Annotated in this window: 21 protein-coding genes; 11 read left to right on the forward strand and 10 right to left on the reverse strand. The window is 59.4% G+C overall.

The annotated features are described in order from the left end of the window. Positions 1–4: 4 nt before the first annotated feature. Complete coding sequence (locus Q1A85_RS01655; RefSeq protein WP_299684383.1) at positions 5–979, reverse strand: sulfotransferase; 975 nt, start codon at positions 977–979, stop codon at positions 5–7. Between the two features lie 140 nt (positions 980–1,119). Beyond that, positions 1,120–2,235: a sulfotransferase gene (locus Q1A85_RS01660; protein ID WP_366140548.1), complete on the reverse strand. Its 1,116-nt coding sequence runs from the start codon at positions 2,233–2,235 to the stop codon at positions 1,120–1,122. Between the two features lie 180 nt (positions 2,236–2,415). Here Q1A85_RS01660 and Q1A85_RS01665 point away from each other — a divergent pair, with 180 nt between their 5' ends. Continuing rightward, positions 2,416–3,330 carry a glycosyltransferase gene (locus Q1A85_RS01665; RefSeq protein WP_299684387.1) on the forward strand — a complete coding sequence of 305 codons (915 nt, stop codon included), beginning with the start codon at positions 2,416–2,418 and terminating at the stop codon, positions 3,328–3,330. A gap of 30 nt (positions 3,331–3,360) precedes the next feature. After that, positions 3,361–4,188 carry a sulfotransferase family 2 domain-containing protein gene (locus Q1A85_RS01670; RefSeq protein ID WP_299684389.1) on the forward strand — a complete coding sequence of 276 codons (828 nt, stop codon included), beginning with the start codon at positions 3,361–3,363 and terminating at the stop codon, positions 4,186–4,188. 3 nt (positions 4,189–4,191) lie between these two features. On the opposite strand, the gene Q1A85_RS01675 is transcribed toward Q1A85_RS01670, so the two are convergent. After that, positions 4,192–5,397, reverse strand: a complete 1,206-nt coding sequence (locus Q1A85_RS01675) for a polysaccharide biosynthesis/export family protein (RefSeq protein ID WP_299684391.1) — start codon at positions 5,395–5,397, stop codon at positions 4,192–4,194. Positions 5,398–5,689: 292 nt separating this feature from the next. Between Q1A85_RS01675 and Q1A85_RS01680 the strand changes: the two genes are divergently transcribed. After that, on the forward strand, positions 5,690–6,289 hold the full coding sequence (locus Q1A85_RS01680; RefSeq protein WP_299684393.1) for a sulfotransferase family protein: 600 nt from the start codon (positions 5,690–5,692) through the stop codon (positions 6,287–6,289). A gap of 75 nt (positions 6,290–6,364) precedes the next feature. Here the strand turns inward: Q1A85_RS01680 and Q1A85_RS01685 are convergent, their stop codons facing one another. Next, positions 6,365–7,321, reverse strand: a complete 957-nt coding sequence (locus tag Q1A85_RS01685; RefSeq protein WP_299684395.1) for a calcium-binding protein — start codon at positions 7,319–7,321, stop codon at positions 6,365–6,367. Between the two features lie 568 nt (positions 7,322–7,889). On the opposite strand from Q1A85_RS01685, the gene Q1A85_RS01690 reads away from it, so the two are divergent. The 8 genes from Q1A85_RS01690 (at position 7,890) to Q1A85_RS01725 (ending at position 17,510) form a co-directional block, all read left to right on the forward strand. Then, positions 7,890–10,211 carry a polysaccharide biosynthesis tyrosine autokinase gene (locus tag Q1A85_RS01690; protein ID WP_299684397.1) on the forward strand — a complete coding sequence of 774 codons (2,322 nt, stop codon included), beginning with the start codon at positions 7,890–7,892 and terminating at the stop codon, positions 10,209–10,211. Between the two features lie 109 nt (positions 10,212–10,320). Beyond that, positions 10,321–11,493 carry a glycosyltransferase gene (locus Q1A85_RS01695; RefSeq protein ID WP_299684399.1) on the forward strand — a complete coding sequence of 391 codons (1,173 nt, stop codon included), beginning with the start codon at positions 10,321–10,323 and terminating at the stop codon, positions 11,491–11,493. Then, positions 11,490–12,500, forward strand: coding sequence for a glycosyltransferase family 2 protein (locus Q1A85_RS01700; protein WP_299684401.1), 1,011 nt, complete (start codon positions 11,490–11,492; stop codon positions 12,498–12,500). Before Q1A85_RS01695 ends, Q1A85_RS01700 begins: the two co-directional genes overlap by 4 nt. Then, positions 12,497–13,417: a glycosyltransferase family 2 protein gene (locus Q1A85_RS01705; RefSeq protein WP_299684403.1), complete on the forward strand. Its 921-nt coding sequence runs from the start codon at positions 12,497–12,499 to the stop codon at positions 13,415–13,417. Before Q1A85_RS01700 ends, Q1A85_RS01705 begins: the two co-directional genes overlap by 4 nt. Continuing rightward, complete coding sequence (locus Q1A85_RS01710) at positions 13,414–14,250, forward strand: sulfotransferase (RefSeq protein ID WP_299684405.1); 837 nt, start codon at positions 13,414–13,416, stop codon at positions 14,248–14,250. Before Q1A85_RS01705 ends, Q1A85_RS01710 begins: the two co-directional genes overlap by 4 nt. Before the next feature lie 38 nt (positions 14,251–14,288). Further along, complete coding sequence (locus Q1A85_RS01715) at positions 14,289–15,281, forward strand: aldo/keto reductase (RefSeq protein WP_299684407.1); 993 nt, start codon at positions 14,289–14,291, stop codon at positions 15,279–15,281. A 103-nt stretch (positions 15,282–15,384) separates the two neighbouring features. Further along, on the forward strand, positions 15,385–17,022 hold the full coding sequence (locus tag Q1A85_RS01720; RefSeq protein ID WP_299684409.1) for a multicopper oxidase family protein: 1,638 nt from the start codon (positions 15,385–15,387) through the stop codon (positions 17,020–17,022). Then, positions 17,010–17,510, forward strand: a complete 501-nt coding sequence (locus Q1A85_RS01725; RefSeq protein WP_299684411.1) for a hypothetical protein — start codon at positions 17,010–17,012, stop codon at positions 17,508–17,510. Before Q1A85_RS01720 ends, Q1A85_RS01725 begins: the two co-directional genes overlap by 13 nt. Positions 17,511–17,520: 10 nt before the next feature. Here Q1A85_RS01725 and Q1A85_RS01730 read toward each other — a convergent pair whose 3' ends face one another. From Q1A85_RS01730 to Q1A85_RS01755, 6 genes are all read right to left on the reverse strand, one after another. Next, positions 17,521–19,017 carry a mannitol dehydrogenase family protein gene (locus Q1A85_RS01730; RefSeq protein WP_299684413.1) on the reverse strand — a complete coding sequence of 499 codons (1,497 nt, stop codon included), beginning with the start codon at positions 19,015–19,017 and terminating at the stop codon, positions 17,521–17,523. Continuing rightward, the gene (locus Q1A85_RS01735) at positions 19,017–19,784 is read right to left on the reverse strand and encodes an L-iditol 2-dehydrogenase (RefSeq protein ID WP_299684415.1); all 768 of its coding nucleotides are present in this window, start codon (positions 19,782–19,784) and stop codon (positions 19,017–19,019) included. Before Q1A85_RS01735 ends, Q1A85_RS01730 begins: the two co-directional genes overlap by 1 nt. Then, positions 19,781–20,785, reverse strand: a complete 1,005-nt coding sequence (locus Q1A85_RS01740; RefSeq protein ID WP_299684417.1) for an ABC transporter ATP-binding protein — start codon at positions 20,783–20,785, stop codon at positions 19,781–19,783. The genes Q1A85_RS01735 and Q1A85_RS01740 overlap by 4 nt, the downstream gene beginning before the upstream one ends. A 9-nt stretch (positions 20,786–20,794) precedes the next feature. Next, positions 20,795–21,628 carry a carbohydrate ABC transporter permease gene (locus tag Q1A85_RS01745; RefSeq protein WP_299684419.1) on the reverse strand — a complete coding sequence of 278 codons (834 nt, stop codon included), beginning with the start codon at positions 21,626–21,628 and terminating at the stop codon, positions 20,795–20,797. A 4-nt stretch (positions 21,629–21,632) separates the two neighbouring features. Beyond that, entirely contained in the window at positions 21,633–22,571 is a 939-nt protein-coding gene (locus Q1A85_RS01750) for a sugar ABC transporter permease (protein WP_299684421.1), read from the reverse strand. Between the two features lie 163 nt (positions 22,572–22,734). Beyond that, positions 22,735–24,027 carry a sugar ABC transporter substrate-binding protein gene (locus Q1A85_RS01755; protein WP_299684423.1) on the reverse strand — a complete coding sequence of 431 codons (1,293 nt, stop codon included), beginning with the start codon at positions 24,025–24,027 and terminating at the stop codon, positions 22,735–22,737. Positions 24,028–24,116 lie beyond the last annotated feature (89 nt).

Consider the following 24,116-nt stretch of genomic DNA (forward strand, 5'->3'; position numbering starts at 1 on the left):
ATGATCAGGTGCGCTTGAGGCGCGCCTGCAACCGCGCGCTGACATCGCGGCCCATCCGCATCAGTCGCAGGCCGGGTTTGTTGTACATCATCACTGAGCGGACCCGTTCGATCCCCGTGCGCAGGCCCGAAGCCTCCTGCCCCTCGGTCAAGTTGTATCCAAACTCTTCGAGCACGGGACCCATGATCGTCTCGATCTGCGTCACCACTTTGGGGTCCATTTCCTTGCGCCATGCCTCGGCGCGGTTGGACATCAGGGGGCGACCCACATTTTCCTTCCACCACGTTTCGGTCGGCTTGACCGTCCGCACTTCGCGGTCGTGTTCAAACATCTCTTCGGACGGCGCAACGCCGAGAAAGCTCATCACTGGTTCCATCACCGCCCGCGCATCGCCAATCAACTCTTCATAGCGGACCATGTGTACCTGATCAGGGCGTTCGTCGCGCAGCATCTTGCCAATAGAGATGTTGCGCACCCATTGGCGCGACAGGGTCACCGGGTCACTTGTGGCCCATGGCACCTTGATCAGCGAGGCCACGCAAGCGCGCCCATCACGCATGATCCACAGGATGCGCGCATCCGGGAACCATTCGAACAGGTCGTCCATTCCACGCAGGTGCCAAGGCGTCTTTTCGAGCAGCCGCGGCTTGCCATCCGCTGCGCGGAAACATTCGAGAACCGTTTGGAAAACGGTCGCCTCGGTCAGCACATCCAGCCCCTTGAGCGCGGTCAGCAGTGTGTCGTGATCCAACACCAGAAATCGCATGGGCGAGTTTTCGATCACGTCAAGAACCGCCTCGGGGCCCTTGGACAGAACCGGCGCAACCTGAAACCGCACGATGTTGAGGTAAAGGGATTCGGGCGTGCTCACGATATCGGGGTGACGTCCCAGCATGGAGGCCAACAATGTCGTGCCCGACCGAGGATGGCCGACAACAAAGATGGGACGATCAAGCGGGGCGGGAGAGGTCTGCGTCATAAGGAAAGCGTATCCGACAAATGATTTGCCGCTTGTCTACAAGGACCCGTATTCAAAAGTCACTACCACGCGTGCCGTTCCCTGCGCACGCGTGTCCGGAATGCCAAAATTCTGCGCTTGTCGAGATAACCCGCGTCACATCAGGCCACTTGTCCGCCCTTACGATGGTCACTATCGCGGGTTTTACGCCGCAGTTGCGAAACCGACTGGCGCACGTTTGCCTTCAGCGATTCCTTGGCCAAAAAGCCCGACCGCATCAGGCGCAGACCCGCAGGGTTCTGCAAAGCGATGGACTTTGTGCGCTCGATCGCGGCCCGCACAGGTTTGGCCTGCGTGAGGGGGGCATACCCGAATTGGCGGAGGGACGGGCCAATGATCGCTTCGACGCGGTACAGATCCTGTTCCGAAAAACTGTCTTTCCATGCGTCCGCCCGGCTTGGCATCAGGGGCTGCATGACGTTCTGTTTCCAGCTTGTTTCGGTGGGCTTGACCGTATGAACCGCTTGGGTGTGATCAAAGATGGCACTGTCCGGGTCAAGATCGAGAAACCGCAATGTCGGTGCAAGGGTCTCTTGCGGATCGGTCACAAGCTCTTCGTAGCGCAAGATGTGTATCCGGTCGGCGTGCGCGCCAGCAAACATCTTACCAAATGCCATGTTACGCCGCCATTGCTGCGCCAATGTCACAAGGTCATTTGTTGCCCAGTTTACCTTTGTCAGGGATGCAATACACGCCCGCCCGTCCCGCACGATCCACACGACCTGCGCATCGGGAAACCATTCCAAAAGCTCGTCGACGTGACGCAGGTGTACTGGTGTCTTTTCCAGCAGGCGGGGTTTTCCGTCGGCAATCTGGAAACAGGACAACACCGTTTCGAACACATTGCGGAGGGTCAGCACAGGCAAAGCACCCAATGCCGTCAAAACGTCGGCCTCATCCAGCACTAGAAACCGCATCGGTGATGTGAGAATGGCATTCAAAACCGCGTCTGGTCCGAGGTGCAGAACGGCTCTTACACGGAACCTGACCATGTTCATGTACAGGGTTTCCGGAGTACTCACGATGCTGGCATGTCGACCCAGCATCGAGGCCAAAAGCGTAGTCCCCGAACGAGGGTGACCTACGACGAAAACAGGACGATCAAGCGTACCCGAAAGAGTGTATGTCATGGCGATAGGGTGTGTCCAAAAACGTTCCAATGTTTTGTTGCCGCTTTCGAATATGTGCGTGGCGCGAAACCTTTCAACTGATTCCATTTTTGTCGGTGCTTCTTTGCCGAACACCTGCTGATTCAGGCATCATTGGCTGAATTTCAGGGCAACCAAGGCACGGAATGCGACAACTGGCGCTTTGCAGCGCCGCGCTTTTGGGGCAAGACAACCGCAATGCAATTGGCGCGCGCCATGACACCGGCTTGCGAACAAAGGAATTGAGGCGTGATCTCTGTCGCCGTAATGGCTCATAACGAAGAGGCGGGGATCGCCCGGTGCCTTGAGGCGATATTGTCGCAGGATGGGTTTGGACCGGACGACCGCGTCACCGTTCTTGAAAACGGATCCACCGACCGAACAGCCGAGATTGTCGAAGCGGTCGCCGCAGACAACCCTGCGGTGTCCCTGCGCCGGATCGGTCTGGGTGACAAGGCCAACGCATGGAGCGTCTATACCTTCAATGTCAGCCCCGGAATCGAAGCCGATGCCCACGTCTTTATCGATGGCGATGTGGTGATCCGACCCGGTTCGCTCAGCGCTGTGCGCGCGGCCCTGATCGACGCGCCGGATGCGCTGGCCTTTGGGTGCTTGCCCTATGGCGGACGTACGGCGGACACGTGGCGGGCTCGCGTTTTGCGGGAACATGGATTGCCCGGGAATTTCTATGCCCTGCGCGGCACGACAGTGACGGCGATGCGCGACGACGGATGGTGCCTGCCAGTAGGCTACATGGGCGACGACACCTTCTTACAATGGATATTGAAGCGACGGCTCGACCCGATGGTCAAACCGGACAAGACGGCAATCCATCCAGTCGCTGAGGCCGGGTTCGACTACGAATCGATCTCGCGCGGGTCTGCATCCGGGCTTTGGATGTTGTATCGCCGCCAGCGTGCCTATGCGATGCGCGACATTCAGTCGAAGCTGCTGTCCGATCACGTCATGGCGGCCCCGGGCAACCGCCCGCCGCAGGACATTGCCGAACTTTATCCCAATGCCAAACCCTGGACCGCCCTGTTTGGTCCCTTCGGTGCGCTCAAACCGTTCAAGCTGCGCAAACTGATGTTCCTCTACACGTGGTGGCGGACGCGGCAAACGCCCCAGCGCAAGGGTTTGCCCTGGCATCAGGAACAGGCATGACCACGATCCCACTGCAAAGGACCTACACACATGGCGCGTAAAGCCCCGTTCCGCGAGCGTTTGAGCCGCCGGTCCGCCATTCTGCGGGGGCGGACAGGGCGCAGCCTGCCCGGCCGTGGCCCTAACCACCCAAGTCTGTTTTTCCATCTTCCAAAATGCGGTGGCACCTCCTTGTCAGAGGCGATGTACGCGACTGTCCCGTTCAATCAGCGCATTGGCGTGATCGACGCGGTGGCCACGCGCCGGGCTGCTTCGATCCTGCATTTCAACGAGGACGACCCGCAAAAATGCCATGAAGATCGCGACACAGGGCAACTGACATTTGACCTGCGCGAAGGCGCGCTGTTGCAGCACATGGCATGGGACACGATGCTGATCCACGGCCACGTGTTCTGGTCAGATCGCGCGTGGCAGCATTTCGGCCAACGCTACAAATACGTCACCATCATGCGGGATCCGGTCGCACGCATGATTTCAAATTTTCGGATGACGCAGCGCAGCGGGATCGTGACCGACGATCTTGACACATATCTGCAAGGGCCGATCGCGCGGCGCCATGCGCAGGTCTACCTGCGCTATCTTGTCGGGCGGAACGACATTGACGACGACGCCCTGCCCGCTGCGCTGGAACAGGCACGGGCGCGGCTAAAGAACTTTGCGCTGATCGGGTTTCTGGATCGGACAGAGGCGTTTTTGGCCGCCTATCGCGACCTCTTCGGCGTTCCTTTGCGAATGCCGACGCTCAACACAGCGCCGGGCGAAACGCCCGACCTGACCCCGTCACAAAAATCGGCCATCGACACGCTATGCGCGCCCGACATCACTCTGTTCGAAGACGCGCGCGCGCTGTTCCTCTAAGCGTTAGCGCGTCGCGCTCAGCGGGTCGTCTACCTCGACAACAATGATATCACCGGGCAGGAGCGGCGTGTTGATTGTCACTTCGGCGTCGCCGAACCGGTCCGAACGCGGGCCTCGGATCACGAACCGTACATCCAGCACCGGCACCTCTTCGGCCAGCGCGGCGGTATCATCACTCAGCACCGTCAATTCGTCCAACGCAAAGCCGTATTCGCGCAAACCGGATTCCAGATCGACGCGCGCTTCTTTCATTTCTTGCAGATCTTCCTCGCGGCGGTCCGACAGAAACCGGTCCCGGTTGCGTGCGGCCAGTGTTGCTGCACGGCGCGCGGCGATCTTGGCCGTTTGCAGGCTCAGCAATTCCTCGCGATCGTCCGAAAGGCGCTGCTGCTGCGTCGAAAACCGTGCCGTCGTGGTCAGCCCTTGGGTGCGCAATTTCTCAAGGTCGGCCAATTCTGCCGCCAGTTGAGCCACGATGTCCTCTTTCAAAACGATCCGTTCATCCAGCAAGAGCGTCTGTTCTTCGAAATCGGCGATGTCACTGTTCCACGACGCCACGAGGTTGTCAGCCGTGCTGCGGCGCACGGCCAGCCGTTCTTTCTCTGCCTCGATCCGGGCATCCATGCCGTCGCGCAGATCGACCGGTACGGCGGCGCGCATGGCATCGCTCAGCTCGACAGGCGTGTCGGGGCCATCCAAAGCGGCATCCAGACGCGTGATGTCTGCGACCGCTCCGGCGATCCGCTCTGCCGCCGTTGAGGCACGGCGACGGGCGTTCACGGCCAGCACATCCGCGTTCGGCCCTTCGATGTCGCCTGCACCAAAGCCACCTGCCAACGCGAGGGCCGCGCTCACGTCCATACCCGGCAGATATTCATATCGGCCGCTGCGCTCGACGTATCCGGACACGACAACCGGCGCATATTCCGAAATCTCGACCAACACGAATGAAACGCCGCTGAAACCACCCAGTGTCATTTGCTCGGAAATCGCATTTTCGATCTCGTCGAGGGTTCTGCCTGCTGCGGGGATGCTGCCCACTTCGGACAAACGAATGTTGCCGTCCAGATCGACGCTCGTCGGCTTGGGCTCGTCCAGAAAATCGTAGTTCACGATGACCCGGTCCCCGATGATCAGGCGGTACGGGTCGGCATCTGCCGGAAGGGCCATAAACATGACCAATGTCAGCAAACTCAGGTGTTTCAGCATCTACAATTCCTTTTCGGCATATTCCGCGTACCGGCCAAGGCGCTCCCTGTGGCAACACCTCGCAATAACACGCGCAGCTTTAGCGACTATTGCCGTAATTATACAGGCTTGTCCCCTACAGGATGGCAGGAATGGTGCAAAAAGCGGGCAGAGCGGAATTACAATGGTATCTGCTGTGCACTGAACTGGACAAGTGCGTTGGGCTTTGATCTAGAACACCTGCGTTTTGCACCGTCGGGCCCGCCCGCCGATTGCACTGCGCGCCATTGGTCGAATCAACCTGGATTGAATCATGAAAGTCTTTGGGATCGGATTTCACAAAACCGGCACGACATCTCTTGCCGTGGCGTTCAAGGCGCTTGGAATGTCCGTCACCGGGCCAAACAACACGGACGACCGCGACATCGCTGACACCTACGTCACATTGGCGCAGGACCTGTCCAAGGAATACGACAGCTTTCAGGACAACCCTTGGCCCCTCGTCTATCGCGAGATGGACGAGATGTGGCCGGACGCCAAGTTCATCCTAACCACGCGCGATGCGGACCGCTGGGTCAAGTCGCAGGTTTCCCACTTTGGCGCGCGGTCCACGCCGATGCGCGAACTGATCTATGGGAAAGGCCGTGGGATGCCCTTTGGCAACGAAGAACACTACAAGGCGACGATGCTGGCCCATAACGATGCAGTCCGCGCCTATTTCGCGGGGCGCGAGGGCAAGTTGCTTGAGATTGACATCACCAAAGGGCACGGGTGGGACGTGATCTGCCCGTTTCTGGGCATTGATATCCCTGAGGTCGAATTCCCCCACCGCAACGACAAGCGCAAGCGCAGTATGATCAAGCGGGTCGCGGGTGCGGTGCGCCGCCAGATGCGGGCCATCTCCGCTCGTTGAATGCGTTGCCAGACGAATATGGGCTGCCCGATCTGATGTGATCCGGCAGCCCGTTTTTGTTGGATACCAACGACGTCAGATAAAGATGATGTCGTCGTAATCCGCCAACCCAAGGTTCTGCAGCAAAATGCTCTCGGTACCGAGCGCGTTTTCCAGCAGCAGACCATCGACGCTTTCGCTGGTGATCAGGTTGTTCGGATTGATCCCGGCAAAGTCGATCATGTCTTCGGATGTATCGAAGTCGGTGATGATCGTGGTGCCAAGGCCGATCTGACCGGTGAACAGGAACGTGTCAGCGCCGCCGCCACCCGAAACGATGTCGGTGCCCGGTGCAGACACGATCGAGTCGTTGCCCAGACCGCCAAAGATCACATCATCGCCGCTTGCTGCGTTGATGAAGTCATCGCCGTCGCCTGCCGTGATCGTGTCATCGCCGTTGCCGCCAAGGATCGAGTCGTCACCGTCGCCGCCATCGATCAGGTCATCGCCACCTGTGCTGCCGCCGCCTTTGATCGTGTCGTTGCCTGCGCCGCCTTCGAGCGTGTCGTCACCAACGCCACCGTTCAGGAAATCGTCGCCGTCACCACCGAACAGCATGTCGTCGCCAGCACCGCCGCCCAACCGGTCGTCGCCGCTGCCGCCGCGCAGAACGTCATCGCCGGTATTGCCGGACATAAAGTCGTCACCGCTGCCGCCGATCAAAAGGTCGTTGCAGTCGCCGCCTTCAAGCGTGTCGTCACCCGATCCGCCCAACAGCGTGTCTTCGCCGTCGCCACCCAAAAGCGAATCGTTGCCGCTGCCACCACGGATAAAGTCGTGGCCACCGCCGCCGTCCAGCGTGTCGTCGCCCCAAAGGCCAAGGATCAGCTCGTTCTTGGAAGACCCGGTGTATGTATCGGACCAGCACGACCCAATGACAATTTTTTGCAGGCCGGATCCGCTTTCGCCGCACCCGTCCTCACATTTATTTTCAAAATATTCTTTGTGGGACCACCACAAGTAGCAAATGAATTGCCAAAAAGACCAGTACATTTCCGTATTCCCATTTTTCTTAAAACCCCACCTTTAAAAATACCCAAAAGCGCTTTGTGTCAATAAAATGGCGATATTTTGCACTTAATTGTAATTCTACCTATGACTGAAATTCATATTCCAAATTGCTACAAAAACACGAACTTCTCGCAATACGGGTATTTGCGTTTCTCATTCACGCAAAATCTATTAATGAATCACAATCTGATGACTATACGTAGACAATCATCTGATTTGTCTGATTTCCGGTCAGTGACCTGAAATTGGTGCAAAATATGACGGCGTTGCCCGCCAGTTCTACCAGTGCGGGAAATCCACGCCCAGGGCCGACACGAACGGGACACGTGATTCTTTGACGATTCGCGACTCTGTGCCAAACCCTCACCTCTCCAGCGGATTTGCACAAAATCTGCTGATCTCCTGCGCAAGCACACCATGGCTTTGTTGGATATTTACACGCCTTGTGCCAATTCGAACCCACAACGGGGACGATCCGCGCTAAGAAGTTGACAATAATGCAAGGTTTGCCCTTTTCAGTGGTTAGATTATACTCACTCAGGTTCAACACATGAATGTGGATCGGATCTCGCAGATGCGCCCCGAATTGTCCGATCGAGACGCGTTTCTCCCGTCAATCGACATGGGGGATGTTCTGCGTGGCACGTGGCTCAAGCTCCTCCGCAACTGGAGGATCCTCGCGGCCTGCCTGCTACTGTCGATATGCGGATCGATCTACTATGTCCTGACAGCCACCGCGCTTTATACGGCGAACGGTGCACTGCTGATTGACCCGCGGGTCGGGCAGGCGCTGGAAAGTGGGTCCAAGGTGAACCCAGCCATCGGCTCGCTGGATGCGCTCACTGTTGACAGTGAATTGCGCGTGCTCACCTCTCGTGAGGTGACAACACGGACGATGCAAACCCTCCGCTTTGGCGAACGCACCGAGGAAGACGAGGACGACGGTGGCATGTCGATCCGGGCATGGTTGACCCAGTTGATCGGGCTCGATGCTGCTCCGGCCGGGACGGGCGACGCGTTGCCCGGCGGGCTACAGGCCGAACGCCAACGCGAGGCCTTGCGCCGCAGCTTTGTTCGTGGGTTCAAGGCAGAGCGTGCGGGCGACAGCTATGTCATTGATATCTCATATACATCCCCTGATCTTGTATTTGCTGCCGAGGCCGTAAACACGTTGATGCGCGAATACCTCACGGCGTCTGGGCAACAGCAAGTCGAAGTGGTCGAGCGCACACGGGATTGGTTGTCCGAGCGCATCGAAGCACTGGAGATTTCCGTCCGTGAGGCCGAAACGGCTGTGGCAGAGTTTCGCGGCGACAACGAATTGGTTGCCCTGCAAGGCGAACTGTTGCCCACCGAAATCGCTCTGAATGCATCCATCGAAGAGTTGATACGCCTGCGCGGCGCATTGCTGGTGATCGAGGTGCAGGTTGAACAACTGACCGAGCAAATTGAGGCTCGCAACATAGAGGCAGTGCAGGTCCCCGCCGAAGAGCGTTCCAATGCGCTTGATGAATTCCAGAAGCGATACGCAGAGTTGCTGCGCGAGGAACAGGAGCTGTTGGTCAGCTGGGCCGAAGACGCGCCTGTCATGCAGGCCAACCGCCAGCAACAGGATCAGATCCGCGCGCTGATCCTTGATGAATACCGGCAGGTCCGTGATCGCCTATCCACCCGTGCCGATGCACTGGCGCGGCAAGTGGCCGCCACAGATATCGTAATCTCGGACTTGCGCGGACAATATAGCGATAACATCCGCCAGACTGTTGAACTGCGCAATCTTGAGCGTGAAGCGGACGCAAAACGTCAGCTCTATGAACGCCTGCTCGAAGAATTCAACAGCTCCTCCCAATTGCTGACTTTCGACGCAACCTCGGCCCGTGTGATCGCATGGGCCGTCCCGCCTGACCGCAAGTCCGCGCCGCAGTCCCGTCAAATCGTGGTGCTTGCGGTATTTGGCGCGATGGTTCTGGCGGTCAGCCTGATCCTGCTACGCGAAGCGCTGGATGGCAGCTTCCGCGCCTATGATGAAATCGGACGCGACTTGGGTCTGCAATATCTGGGCCTTGTGCCCTCTTTCCGGTCGGAACAGCAAAACGAAAGCCTGTGGAAACGTCTGACCGGCGGCAAACAAATCTTGCCGGGACCACGATGGAAGAAGCTGTCGCGCGCCGGGCAACGGCTTGGCTTTGCCAGCAACAGACCGACATCGGTCAGCGCCGAGACAATGCGCGCCATTCACGTGCAACTGATGTTGCAACGCGACACGTCCGAAGAAGAGGCGCAATGTCAGATCGTTGGCTTTACCTCCACGACACGGGGCGAGGGTAAAACAACCGCCTCGTTTAACTTTGCCAGCTTTCTTGCCCAGCAAAGCGAACGTGTCGCTATCATCGACCTTGATCTTGCCTCCAAGCAGATGTCGAAACTGTTGGAGCCGGTATTGCCGGGCACCAATGAACTGTCCGATTTCCTCGACAATCCCAAGGATGCCCTGTCGATGGTCATGCCTGTCGCCGAATTCCCGAACCTTGCCGTGGTGGGCAATTCCGGTGCAGGCGAAACGCCTGTGACCATGCTGCGCGATCAGAAACGCATCGAAAACATGCTGTCGTTTTTCCGCGAATACTTTGACTATATCATTCTGGATCTTCCGCCGGCCCAAGGGGTTGCGGACACGCGTTTGCTGACCAAACTCAGTGACCACCTTGTTTACATGGTGCGCTGGGGATCAACACCAAGAAGCCAGGTCATGTCCGTTTTCCGGCAGCGCCTCGTGTCCAAGGATCGTATTCTGGGTGTTCTGTTTTCGCGGGCCAATATCCGGAAATACCGCTGGTTCAACCGGGACGATATGATCGACTATTACAGCTAAGCCCGACCGGCGATGACGCTGCCACAAGAACCAGCAGAGATGACATGAATTACGCCGTTGCCTTTCCCTCTGCCACGCAGGGCTGCCACCCCGGCAGCGTCCACGTCACATGATGGCTGCATCTGATCCCCGGACAGACGGGCTGCGCATCGAGGTGTTTGGATTCGATGTGGCCGAAATCTCGCAGATCAGACGCATTCGCGCGCTGATTGGTCTGGGCCACAACGTCCACAGCTTCACTATGCGACGTGACAACATGAACAAGGATTTTGAGCCGGACTGGCCAAACACACACCTGTTCATGACTGAAAATGAAAACCTCCCCAAGCGTGCGGCGATTGTCGCCGCCTCTGTTGTCAAAATGGCAAAACATCGTGCACGTCTGCGTGCTGCGGACATGATCATCGCGCGCAACCTCGACATGGTGGCGATTGCATGGGCCGCGCGGGCCATGGCTGGTGCGGGACACGTGCCGTTGGTCTATGAATGCCTCGACATCAACGGCGCGCTTTGTGGCGATGGGCCCAAGTCCCATGCGATGCGCGCGGCGGAACGACGCCTGCTGGCCGGAGTACAGATGCTGGTGGTGTCGTCGCCCGGCTTTATCCGCAACTATTTTAAACCGCTCCAGGACTATGATGGCCCGTGGGCCTTGTGGGAAAACAAGCTCGCCGCTGGCACGGCTCTGCCCGACCGCCCGAAAATACGGACCGCTTCTGACGTTGAAGCGCCCTTGCGGCTTGGCTGGGTCGGCACAATCCGCTGTGCACCCAGCCTCGCGCTGCTCGCCGCTGTTGCGGATCAATTGGGTAACGCGGTCGAGGTGCATATCCACGGTATCGTACACCGCCACGCCCTGCCCGATTTCGACGCGACACTTGCCGCGCATCCAAACATGATCCTGCACGGACCCTATGAATATCCGGGGGATTTGGCACAGATTTACGGCGGGCTTGATCTGGTTTGGGCGCAGGACCTTTGGCAGACAGGCAACAATTCTGACTGGTTGCTGCCCAACCGGATTTACGAGGCAAGTTGGGCCGGGTGCCCCAGCCTTGCCGTATCCACAACCGAAACGGGGCGCCGCGTGGCGGAGGATCACCTTGGTTGGGTGACAGACAGCGCGACACCGGACGCCCTGATAGCGCTGCTCGCATCGCTGGATCGGACCAAGATTGCAGAACGGAGTCACGCGTTGCTGAACCGGCCTGCATCCGATTTTGTCCAGTCGCCCGACGATCTGACGGATGTCATCAACCAAGTGCAGCAGGCCCGCACATGACGGATGCGACGCCCTATCCCGTCGACCCGGCCACGATCCTTGTGGCAGTGCCGACCCTGAACGAAGAACGCTACATCGCAGACACGCTGTATGACCTGTTGCGGGGCGCGGGTGCGGCCCTCAGGATCGTCGTGGCCGATGGCGGAAGCAGCGACGCCACACGGGACATCGTGGCCGATATCGCTTCGCGCCACGACAATGTGCGACTGATCGACAACCCGGATCGCTTGCAATCCGGCGCAATCAATCGCGTCGTGTCCGAAATGGCAGAACCCCAGCACCGCATTCTGGTGCGCGTTGATGCCCATTCCCACTATCCACCCGGCTACGTCTTGGACGTGGCTGCCAGCCTGATGGAGCGCGGCGCCGACGGCCTTGCCACGGTTATGGATTCCGTCGGCGAAGGTTGTTTTCAAAAGGGTGCTGCATGGGCGATGGAAACCAAGCTGGGCTCTGGCGGGTCTGGTCACCGAGGCGGCGCGACGTCCGGCTGGGTGGATCATGGGCACCACGCCGGTTTCCTGCTTGAGACATTCCGCGCGGTGGGTGGGTACGACACCGGTTTTGTCGCCAACGAAGATGCCGAACTGGACCACCGGATCATCGCCTCTGGCGGTCGCATTTGGCTCGATGCGTCGATCCGGCTGGGATATGTGATGCGCCCGACATTGCGACGGCTGGCCTTGCAATACTGGCGCTACGGCAAGGGACGCGCGCAGACGGTGCTCAAGCACAAATTGCGGCCACGCGTGCGCCAGATGATCCCGCCCGCTGTGTTTGCGGTCAATACGCTTGCCATTCTGCTGTCTCCGTTGGCACCGTGGATGCTACTGCTGCCGCTCGCGTATCTTGCGATCCTCGGTGCTGTCACGGCGCGCACCCTGATCCACAAGCGCAGCGTCTGCGCGCTTTGGGTTGGGCCAGCTCTGTTGGTCATGCATATGGTCTGGGGCGCTGGGTTCCTCTGGCAGGTCATCCGACAGAAAACAGGTTTGGGCGCGCTATGAAGATCGACATTTGCCTGTGTACGTTCCGCCGCCCCCAAGTGGCCGACACGATACGGTCTATTGCGCGCGCAGACGTCCCCACGGGTGCAAGCCTGCGTGTCATCGTTATCGACAATGACGATACGCCCTCTGCCAAAGGGGTGGTGGCGGATGTCGCAGAGGAAACCGGTCTCAACGTTTTGTATCGCCACGTGCCGGGGGCCAATATCTCCATCGCGCGAAATGGCGGGTTGGAAGCTGCGACAGCAGACTGGATTGCCTTTCTGGACGATGACGAAATCGTGGAGCCTGACTGGCTGACCGCTTTGGTGGACTGTGCGCAAGCGACCGATGCGGACGCCGTATTTGGCCATTCCCGCGCCAACTACAGCCCCGATGCGCCGGACTGGATTGTCGAGGGCGACTTTCATTCCCAATTCGCAGCACCTCGTGGGGAGGTGGTCGAAACCGGCCACACTTGCAACGCGCTTTTGCGCTGGGGCGACGCACCATGGCGTGACCAGCGGTTCGAGATCGAGCGTGGCCGTTCCGGTGGAGAGGACACCGAATTCTTCTTTCGGCTGCGCAGGATGGGCGCGCGCTATGCCATCGCAGACGGGTCCATTGTACGCGAGGACGTGCCGCCCGCACGTCTGACCCTGTCGTGGCTGATGCGCCGACGCTACCGCATCGGGCAAAGCTATGCGGCGGTTGCAACCGGCGGCGCAGCACGGATCAAACTGTTTGGCACGGCTGCGATAAAGGCGGCCTATTGTTACATCCGCGCGGTTTTGTCGTGGCCAGTGATGGCCAAGCGCGCCTTCTGGCTGATGCGCGGCACAATGCACACGGGTGTCTGTGCAGGATGCCTGCGGCTGCGGCAAAGCGTGCTTTATGGTGCTGCTGTCGACCCGACCCCAAAGGAGCCTGCCAAATGACCGCGCCGCTGCTGCCGCATTTTATCATCATTGGCGCGATGAAGTCCGGGACGACGACGCTTTACCGTGATTTGGCGCTGCACCCGGACGTCGACATGTCGCGCGACAAGGAAACCGACTTCTTCGTCGCGGAAAAGAACTGGTCGCAAGGACGCGACTGGTACGGAGCACAGTTTTCGCGACCTGATGCCGTGCGCGGTGAGGCCAGCCCGAACTACACCAAGTCACGCGATTTTCCGGGTGTGCCCGCCCGTATGGCGGACATCTGCCCCGATGCCAAGTTGATCTACATTCTGCGCGATCCCGTGGCACGCGCCCAATCGCAGTTCAGCCACAGTGTCGTCATGGGGTCTCTGTCTCCTAATCTCGACGGGTTCGAGGACAGCCACGAATACGCCCATATCCTTGATGGCAGTCTCTATGCCAAGCAGCTCGAGGGCTATCTGGAACACTTCCCGCTCGAGGCGATCCTAATCCTTGATTTCGACGACCTCGTGCGTGATCCGCAAGCGGTGATGAACCAGATCACCGACCATATTGGTGTGGCACGGCATGTATTGGATGCACATGGCGCCAAGAACGACAGCGCCGAAATCTCCAAGGTGCCCGCGCCTATCCTGCGCTTTGCCCAATCTCCCGTCGGTCGCAGGATCGCGGGACTGATCAGCCGCGACATGCGCGACCGTATCCGTGGCGCACTGGCCCTGAGTAAATCGCGCAAACCGCCTGCCTTTCCGGACGCCCTGCGCGCCCGGATCGAGGCAGACGTGCGCGCCGACGCCAACCGCCTGCGCCAGATCACGGGCAAGCCATACTCGAACTGGTCTGTCTAACCCGCAGCATTCTTTGTCTAACCGCCGGGAGACGTATAATGAAAACGATCCAACTGGGTGCAAACGGCCCGCGACTGTCGCAATTCGGGATTGGTGCGATGTCCTTCGCCGGTATTTACGGCGACGCAACCGAGGGCGAAAGCCACGCCGTTCTGGACGCCTGTTGGGACGCAGGTGTGACCCATATCGACACCGCGAATGTCTACGGCGGCGGGCGGTCCGAAACGATGATTGGCACTTGGTTCGCTGCGAATCCCGGCAAACGTGACAGTCTGATCCTAGCCACCAAGGCGGGCATCACAGGCAATGCTGACCGCCGGTTCAACAACGATCCGGACCACCTGACGGCATCTCTGGACGACAGCCTCGCGCGGTTGGGCGTGGATCACGTGGATCTCTTTTATATCCATCGTTACGACACGGCACACAGCCCCGAAGACCTTGCTGGCACACTCAAACAGTTGATTGACAGTGGCAAGACCCGTGCCGTGGGTCTGTCCGAGGTCGCGCCAAGCACGTTGCGCCGCGCCTCCTCGGAATGTCCCATTGCCGCGGTCCAGTCTGAATATTCACTGTCCACCCGCGCGCCCGAGCTTGGGCTGATTCAGGCCTGCGCCGAACTGGGCACGACACTGGTGGCGTTTTCGCCTGTGGGGCGCGCGTTTTTGACCGATGCGCCGTTCAGCTACGAACGGGGGCAATCCATGGCATTCACCAAGAACAACCCGCGCTTTGTCGAACCGAACTACAGCGCGAACATCGCCGCTACGAACGCGTTCCGCACGCTCGCGGCAGAAATGGGCGTACCAGCAGCAAGCCTCGCCATTGCATGGGTTATATCGCGCGGCGACCACGTGCTGCCCATTCCGGGGACCAAGAACGTGGATCATCTGGCCGAGCTGATACGGGGCACCGAAATCACCCTGAGCGACAGTGATTTCGCCCAAATAGACGCGGTTCTGCCTGTGGGCTGGGCCCATGGCGACAGATACTCTGCCGTGCAATGGGAAGGCCCTGAACGCTACAGCTGATCACACCACCTGACGCCCCAACACCCGCAATCGCTTTGTTCAGTCGCGGTTTTGGTATACCCTGTGGTTGAATTTTTATGACGATCAGGTTTTTGGGGGGCGTATGGACAGACGCACATTTATGCAGCGGGCCGCTGCGGCGACTGTGGGCGCGCAGGCGCTTGGTGTGTCCACAGCCATGGCACAGACCGGGGACGCTCTGCGCAGCTTGCCCGAATTGCGCGCAAACGGCACGCACCTGTCCACGGACCTGATCATCGAAATGGGCGTGTTTCAGGTGGGCAAACGCACCATAAAGGTGCCCGCCTACCGCTTTGCCGATATGGAGGCCGGATCGCTTCCCGGACCGACATTGCGGATCAAACCGGGCGACACGTTTGAATGGAACCTGATCAACCGGATGGTGCCAAACGGCATCCCCGACGGCGCAACCAAAGAAGAGATCGCCGCGTTCAACCAGCTTGAGTTCACCAATGTTCACACCCACGGGCTGCAAGTGTCGCCCAAGCCGGGTGGCGACAACGTCTATCAGCAGGTCGGTCCGGGCGACCCGCCGCAGCCCTACAGATATGCCGTGCCCGGCCCAGAGACAGGGCGGCCACAACCGGCGGGCCTGTACTGGTATCACCCGCACCGTCACGGCAGCACAACGCATCAGGCGTGGCAGGGTCTGTCCGGCGCTATCGTTGTCGAAGGCGACATCGACCAAGTGCCCGAGATCGCGCGCGCCAAGGAACGGGTGATTGTCATGAACGCCCTGTTGGTGAACCCCGCAGGCGAGGTGCCACGCGCGATGATCGCGCCCAATGCGGGGTTTTCACCCTTTACGTCGATCCCGTCTATGCCCACCGACATCATCCTGACACTGAACGGGCAATTGCAGCCCGTCATCGACATTCAGCCGGGCGAAGTGCAGCGGTGGCGGATGCTGGCGGCGGCCCCGCACCGGTTCTACTGGCTGGATCTCGAAGGGCACGACTTTTACCAGATCGCACAGGATGGCATCCCCTTTGCCACGCCCAAGCCGGTCAAGCGCATCTTGATGGCACCCGGAAACCGGGCCGAATTTCTGATCAAGGGCAGCCAGCCGGGCACATACAAACTGCGCGCGGTTGAATACGAACAGGGGCACCCGGGCGGCGCACGACCGGGTTGGGTCATTGGCACGATGGAGGTCGGCGGCGAGATTAAATCTGACCCCGTGCCCACCACATTGGTTGAGCCGCCCACCATGCCCGACCTTCCGGTCGTCCAGAAACGCACCGTGACGTTCAAGGGCGAAATCTCGGGCAACTTGGCCAAGGGCGCGTTTGTGGACGGATCGGATCACGGTGGTCAACACGGCACAGGGCTGCCGCCTGTGCAGTTCTACCTCGACGGCAAGGTCTTTGCCCTCGACCGCATTGACCAGCATGTCGTGGCAGGCACGGTCGAAGAGTGGACGCTGGTGAATGAGGACGTGTTTCAGCACCCGTTCCACATTCACGTCAATCCGTTTCAGGTGGTCAAGATCAACGGCCAGCCCATCTATGACGACACGTGGTGGGACGTGATCGCACTGCCGTCCAAGGGACAGATCACCGTGCGCATGTATTTCCGACCGGATGTGGACGGCAAGACCGTCTATCACTGCCACATCCTGCCACATGAGGATAACGGGATGATGGCCAACATGCTGATTTGCCCACCCGGTTCCGACCCCTATGAACTGCCGGAGGACAATCAGACATGCAGCGCCTGACCCGGACCCAGTTGCGGCGCGTGGGTGGTATCGTGGCGGCCATCGCGCTGGTGGTGCTGGTGGTCACCGACACGCTGTCCGCCGAAACGCAGTACCCGCACTGGAACAACGATACATTGGACAAGCGTCCCTACATCTTTACGCAGCAAAACAACGTCGAAGGGCGCGAAGGCGCGCCACCGCACACCCAGAAAGTGCGCATAGGCTATCCTCTGCAAGTGCAGTTGCCCGGCAACCCAGCGGTCTGGACCTTTGACGCGGGCGTCAGCACATTGGTGGAACCGCGCGGGTGGACCATGGTTTTTTCCCCGGACCGCATTCCGGGGACGCAGAGCATTTTTGTCTTCGACTTTGTCCTGTCACCGGACGCCGCGCACGGGGACGAAGGGGTGATCGTTCTCACCACAAGCGACTTGCCCGAGGCATTGGATATGGTCCTGCCGCAGGGCGTTTTTGCGGTCAAGTTTCAGGTGATTGATCCGAAGTGACGCCGCGCGGTCAGCGGTTCAGGTAAGCGTCCAGCGTTGCGCGCGTCCCATGGGTCCAAAGGTGATTTAACCAGTCGGCAAACGCGTCCGCAAACACCGGCTCATCTACAAGGGTCCCGTAGAATTGTGATTGCGCCAACCATGCAGCGGGGTCCGCCTTGGCGGCGTGCGCGGCGGCAACCAAATCGCCCCAATGCGGGTCATTTGGTTCAATCTGCGACCCATCCTCGCGCGTGCCCGCACACATACGCGCCCACAGCGCCTCGACCAACGCAAGGCCCAATACCGGCGCACTGGCCGCCAGCGCATCGCGCAGGATCGGCAGGACAAAGCCGGTGTGCCGGGAAGAGCCGTCAAAGGCGACGCGGCGCGTCGTGTCATGAATTCTGGGGTTGGAAAACCGGCGCGTGATCAGGTCGAGATAGGCGACAGGCGTGATGCCGGGCACGGCGTCCACATAGGGCGCAATTTCGTCGGCCTCGACCTTGGCAAAGAAGGCGGCGATGTCATCATCGCTCATGCAAGCAGCGATGGTCGGTACAGATAACAGCTCGCCCGCGTTGGCCAGCACCTGATGGCCCGCGTTCAACATACGAATTTTCATCGCCTCATAGGCGTGCACGTCATTGGTCAATGTGGCGCCGACCTGATCCCAATTGGGGCGTCCGGCGCAAAAGTCATCTTCGATCACCCATTGGCGAAAATTCTCGTGCGTGACCGGGGCGGCATCGTCGATGCCAAGGCTCAGCGCCCGCGCTATCTCCTGTTCGCCGGTTGCCGGTACGATGCAATCGACCATGGAATTCGGAAAACTTGCGTGCCGCTCGATCCACTTTGCCAGATCGGGATCGATCATCTGTGCCAGCGACACCACCGTCTGACGCAGGATCGCTCCGTTGCCCTGTAGGTTGTCACAGCTTTGCAACGTGAACGGCCCGTGACCTGCGATGCGCCGCGCCGCAAGTGCGGCAATCATCGCGCCAAAGGCCGTGCGCGGCGCATCGGGATGCATCGCATCGTGCTGAATGTCCGGGTGGGCCGCATCAAAGCCGCCTGTGGCCGGATCAATGAAATAGCCGCCTTCCGTCACCGTTAACGACACAATCCGGATGCGCGGATCGGTCATCGCAGCGATCAGAGGCCCATTTGTCTCGTCAATCGGCAAGTAGTCGATCATCGGCCCGATGACCTCGACCGCAGTGCCCGCCGGATCAAGCTCGATCAACGTGGTCAGGCAGTCCTGTGCCAGCAGCTTGTCACGCATCGTGGCATCATAGGCGCGGACACCCGCCCCGATGATGGCCCAGTCCTGGGCAACACCGGTTTGCATCAACCGGTGCAGATACCAAGCCTGATGCGCCCGGTGAAAATTGCCCAGCCCAATGTGGACAATGCCCGGACGCAACCCGGCACGGTCATAGGTCGGGCGTGTCACGGTTTTTGGCAGTCGGTGCAGATTGGCATCCGACAGCGTCACAGGTGCGGGGGTTTGGGCCAGATCGTCCATCAGCTCATCCAGTTGCCGCCGTCGACATTATAAGTTTGCGCGACGATATACTCTGCCTCGTCCGAAGCGAGGAACACCGCCATGCCGGTCAGATCTTCGGCACGGCCCATGCGGCCATAGGGCACCGCCGCCCCGACCTCACGCTTTTTCTGGCCCGGTGCCTTGCCCTCATGCTTGGCAAAGAACGCATCAACGCCATCCCAATGTTCCCCGTCCACCACGCCGGGCGCGATGGCGTTCACGTTGATGCCGTGCTTGATCAGGTTCTGTCCCGCCGACTGGGTGAGGCTGATGATCGCCGCCTTGGACGCGCAATAAACCGCGACAAGCGGCTCACCCCGACGCCCCGCCTGCGAGGCCATGTTGATGATCCGCCCTTTGATGCCACGGTCGATCATATGCCGCGCCACTGCCTGCAATGTGAACAGCGCGCCCGAAACGTTGATGTCAAACACACGGTCGTAGTCCTCGCGCGTGATCTCGACGATGGGCGCGGCGTTAAAAATGGCAGCGTTGTTGATCAGGATGTCGATCTGACCGACATGGCCAATGGCCTCGGCCACGCCAGCGTCGATGCTGGCCTGATCCGTCACGTCCATGCGCACGGCAAAAGCGCCGATATCCGCTGCCGTTTCCGTTGCCCGGTCCATGTCGATATCGGCAATAACCACCTGCGCCCCTTCGCGCAGATACGCCTCGGCAAAGGCGCGCCCGATACCGCGGGCGGCCCCTGTGATCAGCGCCGATTTGCCTGCCAGTCGCGTCATTCGATCCGCAAACCCTTGTCATCAAACTTGTGCAAAAGTGCGAGGTTCGGCGTCAGGTACACGGTGTCGCCGTGCGACACGCTGAACTCACCCGCGGCACGGACCGTCATCGGGTCACAGCCGGGGACGCCATGGATGTGAACGAACGTATCGGACCCCAGATGTTCCGCCACACCAACGGTGCCCTGCCACAGACCCTCGGTTGTCGAAATCTCCACATGTTCGGGGCGGATACCGATTGTATGCGCGCCCTGCTTTTCCGCCTCGACCCCTTCGATCAAGTTCATCTTGGGGCTACCGATGAAACCAGCCACAAACTTGTTTTGCGGACGGTGATAAAGGTCAAGCGGGCTGCCCACCTGTTCGATCACTCCGGCCTGCAACACGACGATCTTGTCTGCCATTGTCATCGCTTCGACCTGATCATGCGTCACGTAGATCATGGTGGTCTGCATACGCTTGTGCATCTCGGTGATTTCGAGCCGCATACCCACACGCAGCGCGGCGTCGAGGTTCGACAGCGGCTCGTCAAACAGGAACGCGGAGGGGTCGCGTACGATCGCGCGCCCAATGGCGACCCGCTGACGCTGGCCACCTGACAACTGGCCCGGTTTGCGGTCCAGATAGTCGGTCAGATTCAGCGATTCCGCAGCGGCCTTGATCTTGGCTTCCTGCTCTTGCTCGCTCATGCCTGCCATGCGCATCGGAAAGGCGATATTCTTGCGCACCGTCATATGCGGATAAAGCGCATAGGTCTGGAACACCATCGACAGACCACGCTTGGAGGGCGACACTTGCGTCACGTCTTCGTCGTCGATCAGCACCTTGCCGGATGTCGTGTCCTCAAGCCCCGCGATCAGGCGCAACAGGGTTGACTTGCCGCAACCCGAGGGGCCAACGAACACGGCAAATTCGCCGTCCTCAATCTTCAGGTCCAAAGGCGGGATCACTTGGGTCTCGCCAAAGCTCTTGGTCACTTTATCAAGTACGATTTGTCCCATGATGTTTCCTTACTTCACGGCGCCGAAGGTGAGACCTTGGACCAGTTGTTTCTGACAGAACCAGCCCAGCACAACGATGGGGCCAACGGCGGCGGCGGACACGGCAGACAGGCGGCCAAAGAACAGGCCCTCTGGTGCGCGGTTGCCTTCGATGAGTTTCGAAAGGGTGGCGGCCTCGGTGGTGGTCAACCGGACGGTCCAGTACGCCTCGTTCCAGCAAAAGATAAAGCAGAGCAGCGCGGTCGAGGCGATGCCACCCCACGCCAGCGGGATCAGGATTTCCTTGATCTCGCCCCACGTGTTCACACCGTCCATCTGGCCGGCTTCGATGATCTCTTTGGGGATCTCCTTGAAGTAGGTGAACAGCATCCAGATCACGATGGGCAGATTGATCAGCATCAGCACGACAATGACCATGAAATGCGTATCAAAAAGCCCGATGCTCTTGGTGATGAACGTCATCGGATAGAGCACAGCCGCCGCTGGCAGCATCTTGGTCGACAGCATCCACATCAGCACGTCCTTGGTGGCGCGCGACGGGTTGAACGCCATGGCATAGGCGCAGGGGATACCCACGGCCAGCGCAAAGACGGTGGCAAATACGGAGGTGATGACCGAATTGGTGGCAAAGCGCCAATAGTCATAGTTCTCGGTCATGTTGAGGTAGTTATCGAGCGTCGGTGTAAAGAACAGCAGGTGTTCAGGCTTCACCGCATCCGCGTCCGTCTTGAAGCTGGTGAAGACCAGCCAGAAGATCGGAAAGAAGAAGATCAGCGCCACGACCCAGGCAAGGACAGGCCGCCCGTACGTGCCGAATCTGGTTTGGTTTGCAACGATGGCCATGGGTCTACTCCATCAATGTCTTGCCGATCATCCGCAGCAGGAAGATGGCAACGATGTTGGCAAGGATGACAGCAAAGATGCCCGTGGCGCTGGCGGCACCGATATTGTTGTTGGCAAATTCACCGATCAGATACGGCAGGTTCTTGTTCCCGTTCCCGCGGCTCACGATCTCGATCTCCGCGTAGAGCGACAGATGGAAAATGGCCTGGATCATCACCACGATGGCGATGGGTCGGCCCAGATGCGGGAGCGTCAGAAACCTGAATTGCGACCACGCCCCGGCACCATCCAGAATGGCCGCCTCTTTCTGCTGCTGATCCTCGGATTGCAGCGACGTCATAAAGATCAGCACCGCAAACGGCGTCCATTGCCATGTCACCATGATGATGACCGCATAGGCCGAAGTTTGCGTGGCGCGGAAGGAAATGGGTTCAAATTCGGGCCAGAGCGAGAAGAACGCGCCCAGCACAGGCGTACTGCGCAGCCCCGCAATCATGTCGTTGATCCCGTTCACCGCAAGACCCTGCAAGCCCAGCACCGGATCAAGGATCATATTGATCCAAAGGACGGCATTCACCGCTGGCATCACAAAGAAGGGTGAAATCAGCAGCACCCGGACGATGCCCTGTCCCGGAAAGGATTTGTTGATCAGAACTGCGATCAACACGCCGAAAATCACGGTGCAGAACAGGATACTGCCAACGATGAGCAGACTGTTCTGAATGGCAAAAAGGAAATCCTTGGAGTTCAGAACAAATTCGTAATTGCCAAAACCCCGCCAGTTGCTGAAAGACGGTGTCGTCCACTCGGGCCTGCGCAGGTTGTTCAAAACATAGCGGATGAACGAAAAGTAAAGCGTGAGGCTCAGCGGGACCAGCATCCAGATCAGCAGCAAAATGACGGCTGGTGTCTGAAGCAGACGTGGGAGCGATCTGTTGGACATGACTCTCCTGCCTTGGCGCACCTATTTGCGCGCCACGTGCGGTGGTTTCAAAAAGTCTTGTGGTTTCAGTGTCGGGATTTTGGCCCGCTCGGGCAAGGCATCCGATCATCCGGTGGGGGTGAAGGCCCGGATATACCGGGCCTTCGGATCGTGACGTGCCGGCTTAGTAGTAGCCCGCTTCGCGCATGACGGAGTCTGCGACTTCCTGTGCCGCGGCCAGTGCGTCTTCGACGGACTTGGCACCGGACAGAGCGGCCGACATTTCCTGACCAAACGCACTACCGATTTCCGGGAATTCCGGGATCGCAACGAACTGGACGCCAACGTAGGGCTTCAGCTCGGTTGCGCCGGGTGCGGCGGAGTCGATCGCTGCCATCTCGGCTTCGGCGAACTTGGCCACAGCCTGGAACTCAGGGATCTCGTAGGTCGACGCACGCTGACCTGTCGGGACTTTGTCCCAGCCAAAGTCGGGGTGGTTGCCCACGGCCTTCACGTACTCTTTGGACGTGGCCCACTCGATGAACGCTTTGGCTTCCTCGGCGTTTTCTGTGCCGGACGGAATTGCCATCGCCCATGCCCACAGCCAGTTCGCGCCGACAGGGTTACCTGCGTTGGGCGACTGCGCATATGCAACGTTCGGGTTCTCAAGGAACGAAGCCGCGATTGTGGCGTCGATCCACAGGCCGCACTTGTCTTCGTTGTACAGAGCGAGGATCTCGTTGAACGAGTTGCCTTCCGAACCGGGAGGGCCGTAGTTGCTCAGCAGGTCAACATAGAAGCTGACAGCCGCGTTCCACTCGGGCGAGTCGAGCTGCGGTTTATAATCCGCGTCGAACCAGCGCGCCCCAAAGGAGTTCGCAACGGTTGTGATGAATGCCGCATTGTCGCCCCAGCCCGGCTTGCCGCGCAGGCAGGCACCGTAGACGCCGTTGTCGGGGTCGTGCATCGCAGCCGCGGCCGCTTTGACGTTTTCCCAGCTGTCATTGTCGGCAATGGTGACGCCAGCCGCATCGGCCAGGTCTTTGCGATACATCACCATCGAGCTTTCGCCATAGAACGGTGCGGCATAAAGCTGGCCATCATAGCTCAGACCTTCGCGCATGGCGGGCAGGATGTCGTCAACGTCATAATCGTCGCTGAAATTCAGCGGCTCGATCCAACCGGCCTGACCCCAGATGGGGGCTTCTTGCATACCGATGTTGATGATGTCGTACTGGCCACCGCCTGTCGCGGTGTCGGACGTGACCTGCTCGCGCAGCACGCCTTCTTCGAGCGAGACCCAGTTCAGCTGCACACCGGTTTCTTCGGTGTACGCTTCTGCGACTTTCTGCATGTTGATCATGTGGCCGTTGTTCACGATCGCAATCGTGAGCGATTCGGCATGGCCGTCGGCGAGTGCTGCGCTCGTGCTGAGCGCAAGCAGGCTGACCGCACCAAGTGCGTTCCTGAAATACATCCGATCCTCCCTAAACTTGGATGTTACACCGTGACGTTAGGTGCAATCTTGTCGCGGTGTCAAATAAAAATTTACGCGCGATAACTTTT

The organism is uncultured Tateyamaria sp. (genome assembly GCF_947503385.1).
In the GTDB taxonomy this organism is placed as follows: domain Bacteria; phylum Pseudomonadota; class Alphaproteobacteria; order Rhodobacterales; family Rhodobacteraceae; genus Tateyamaria.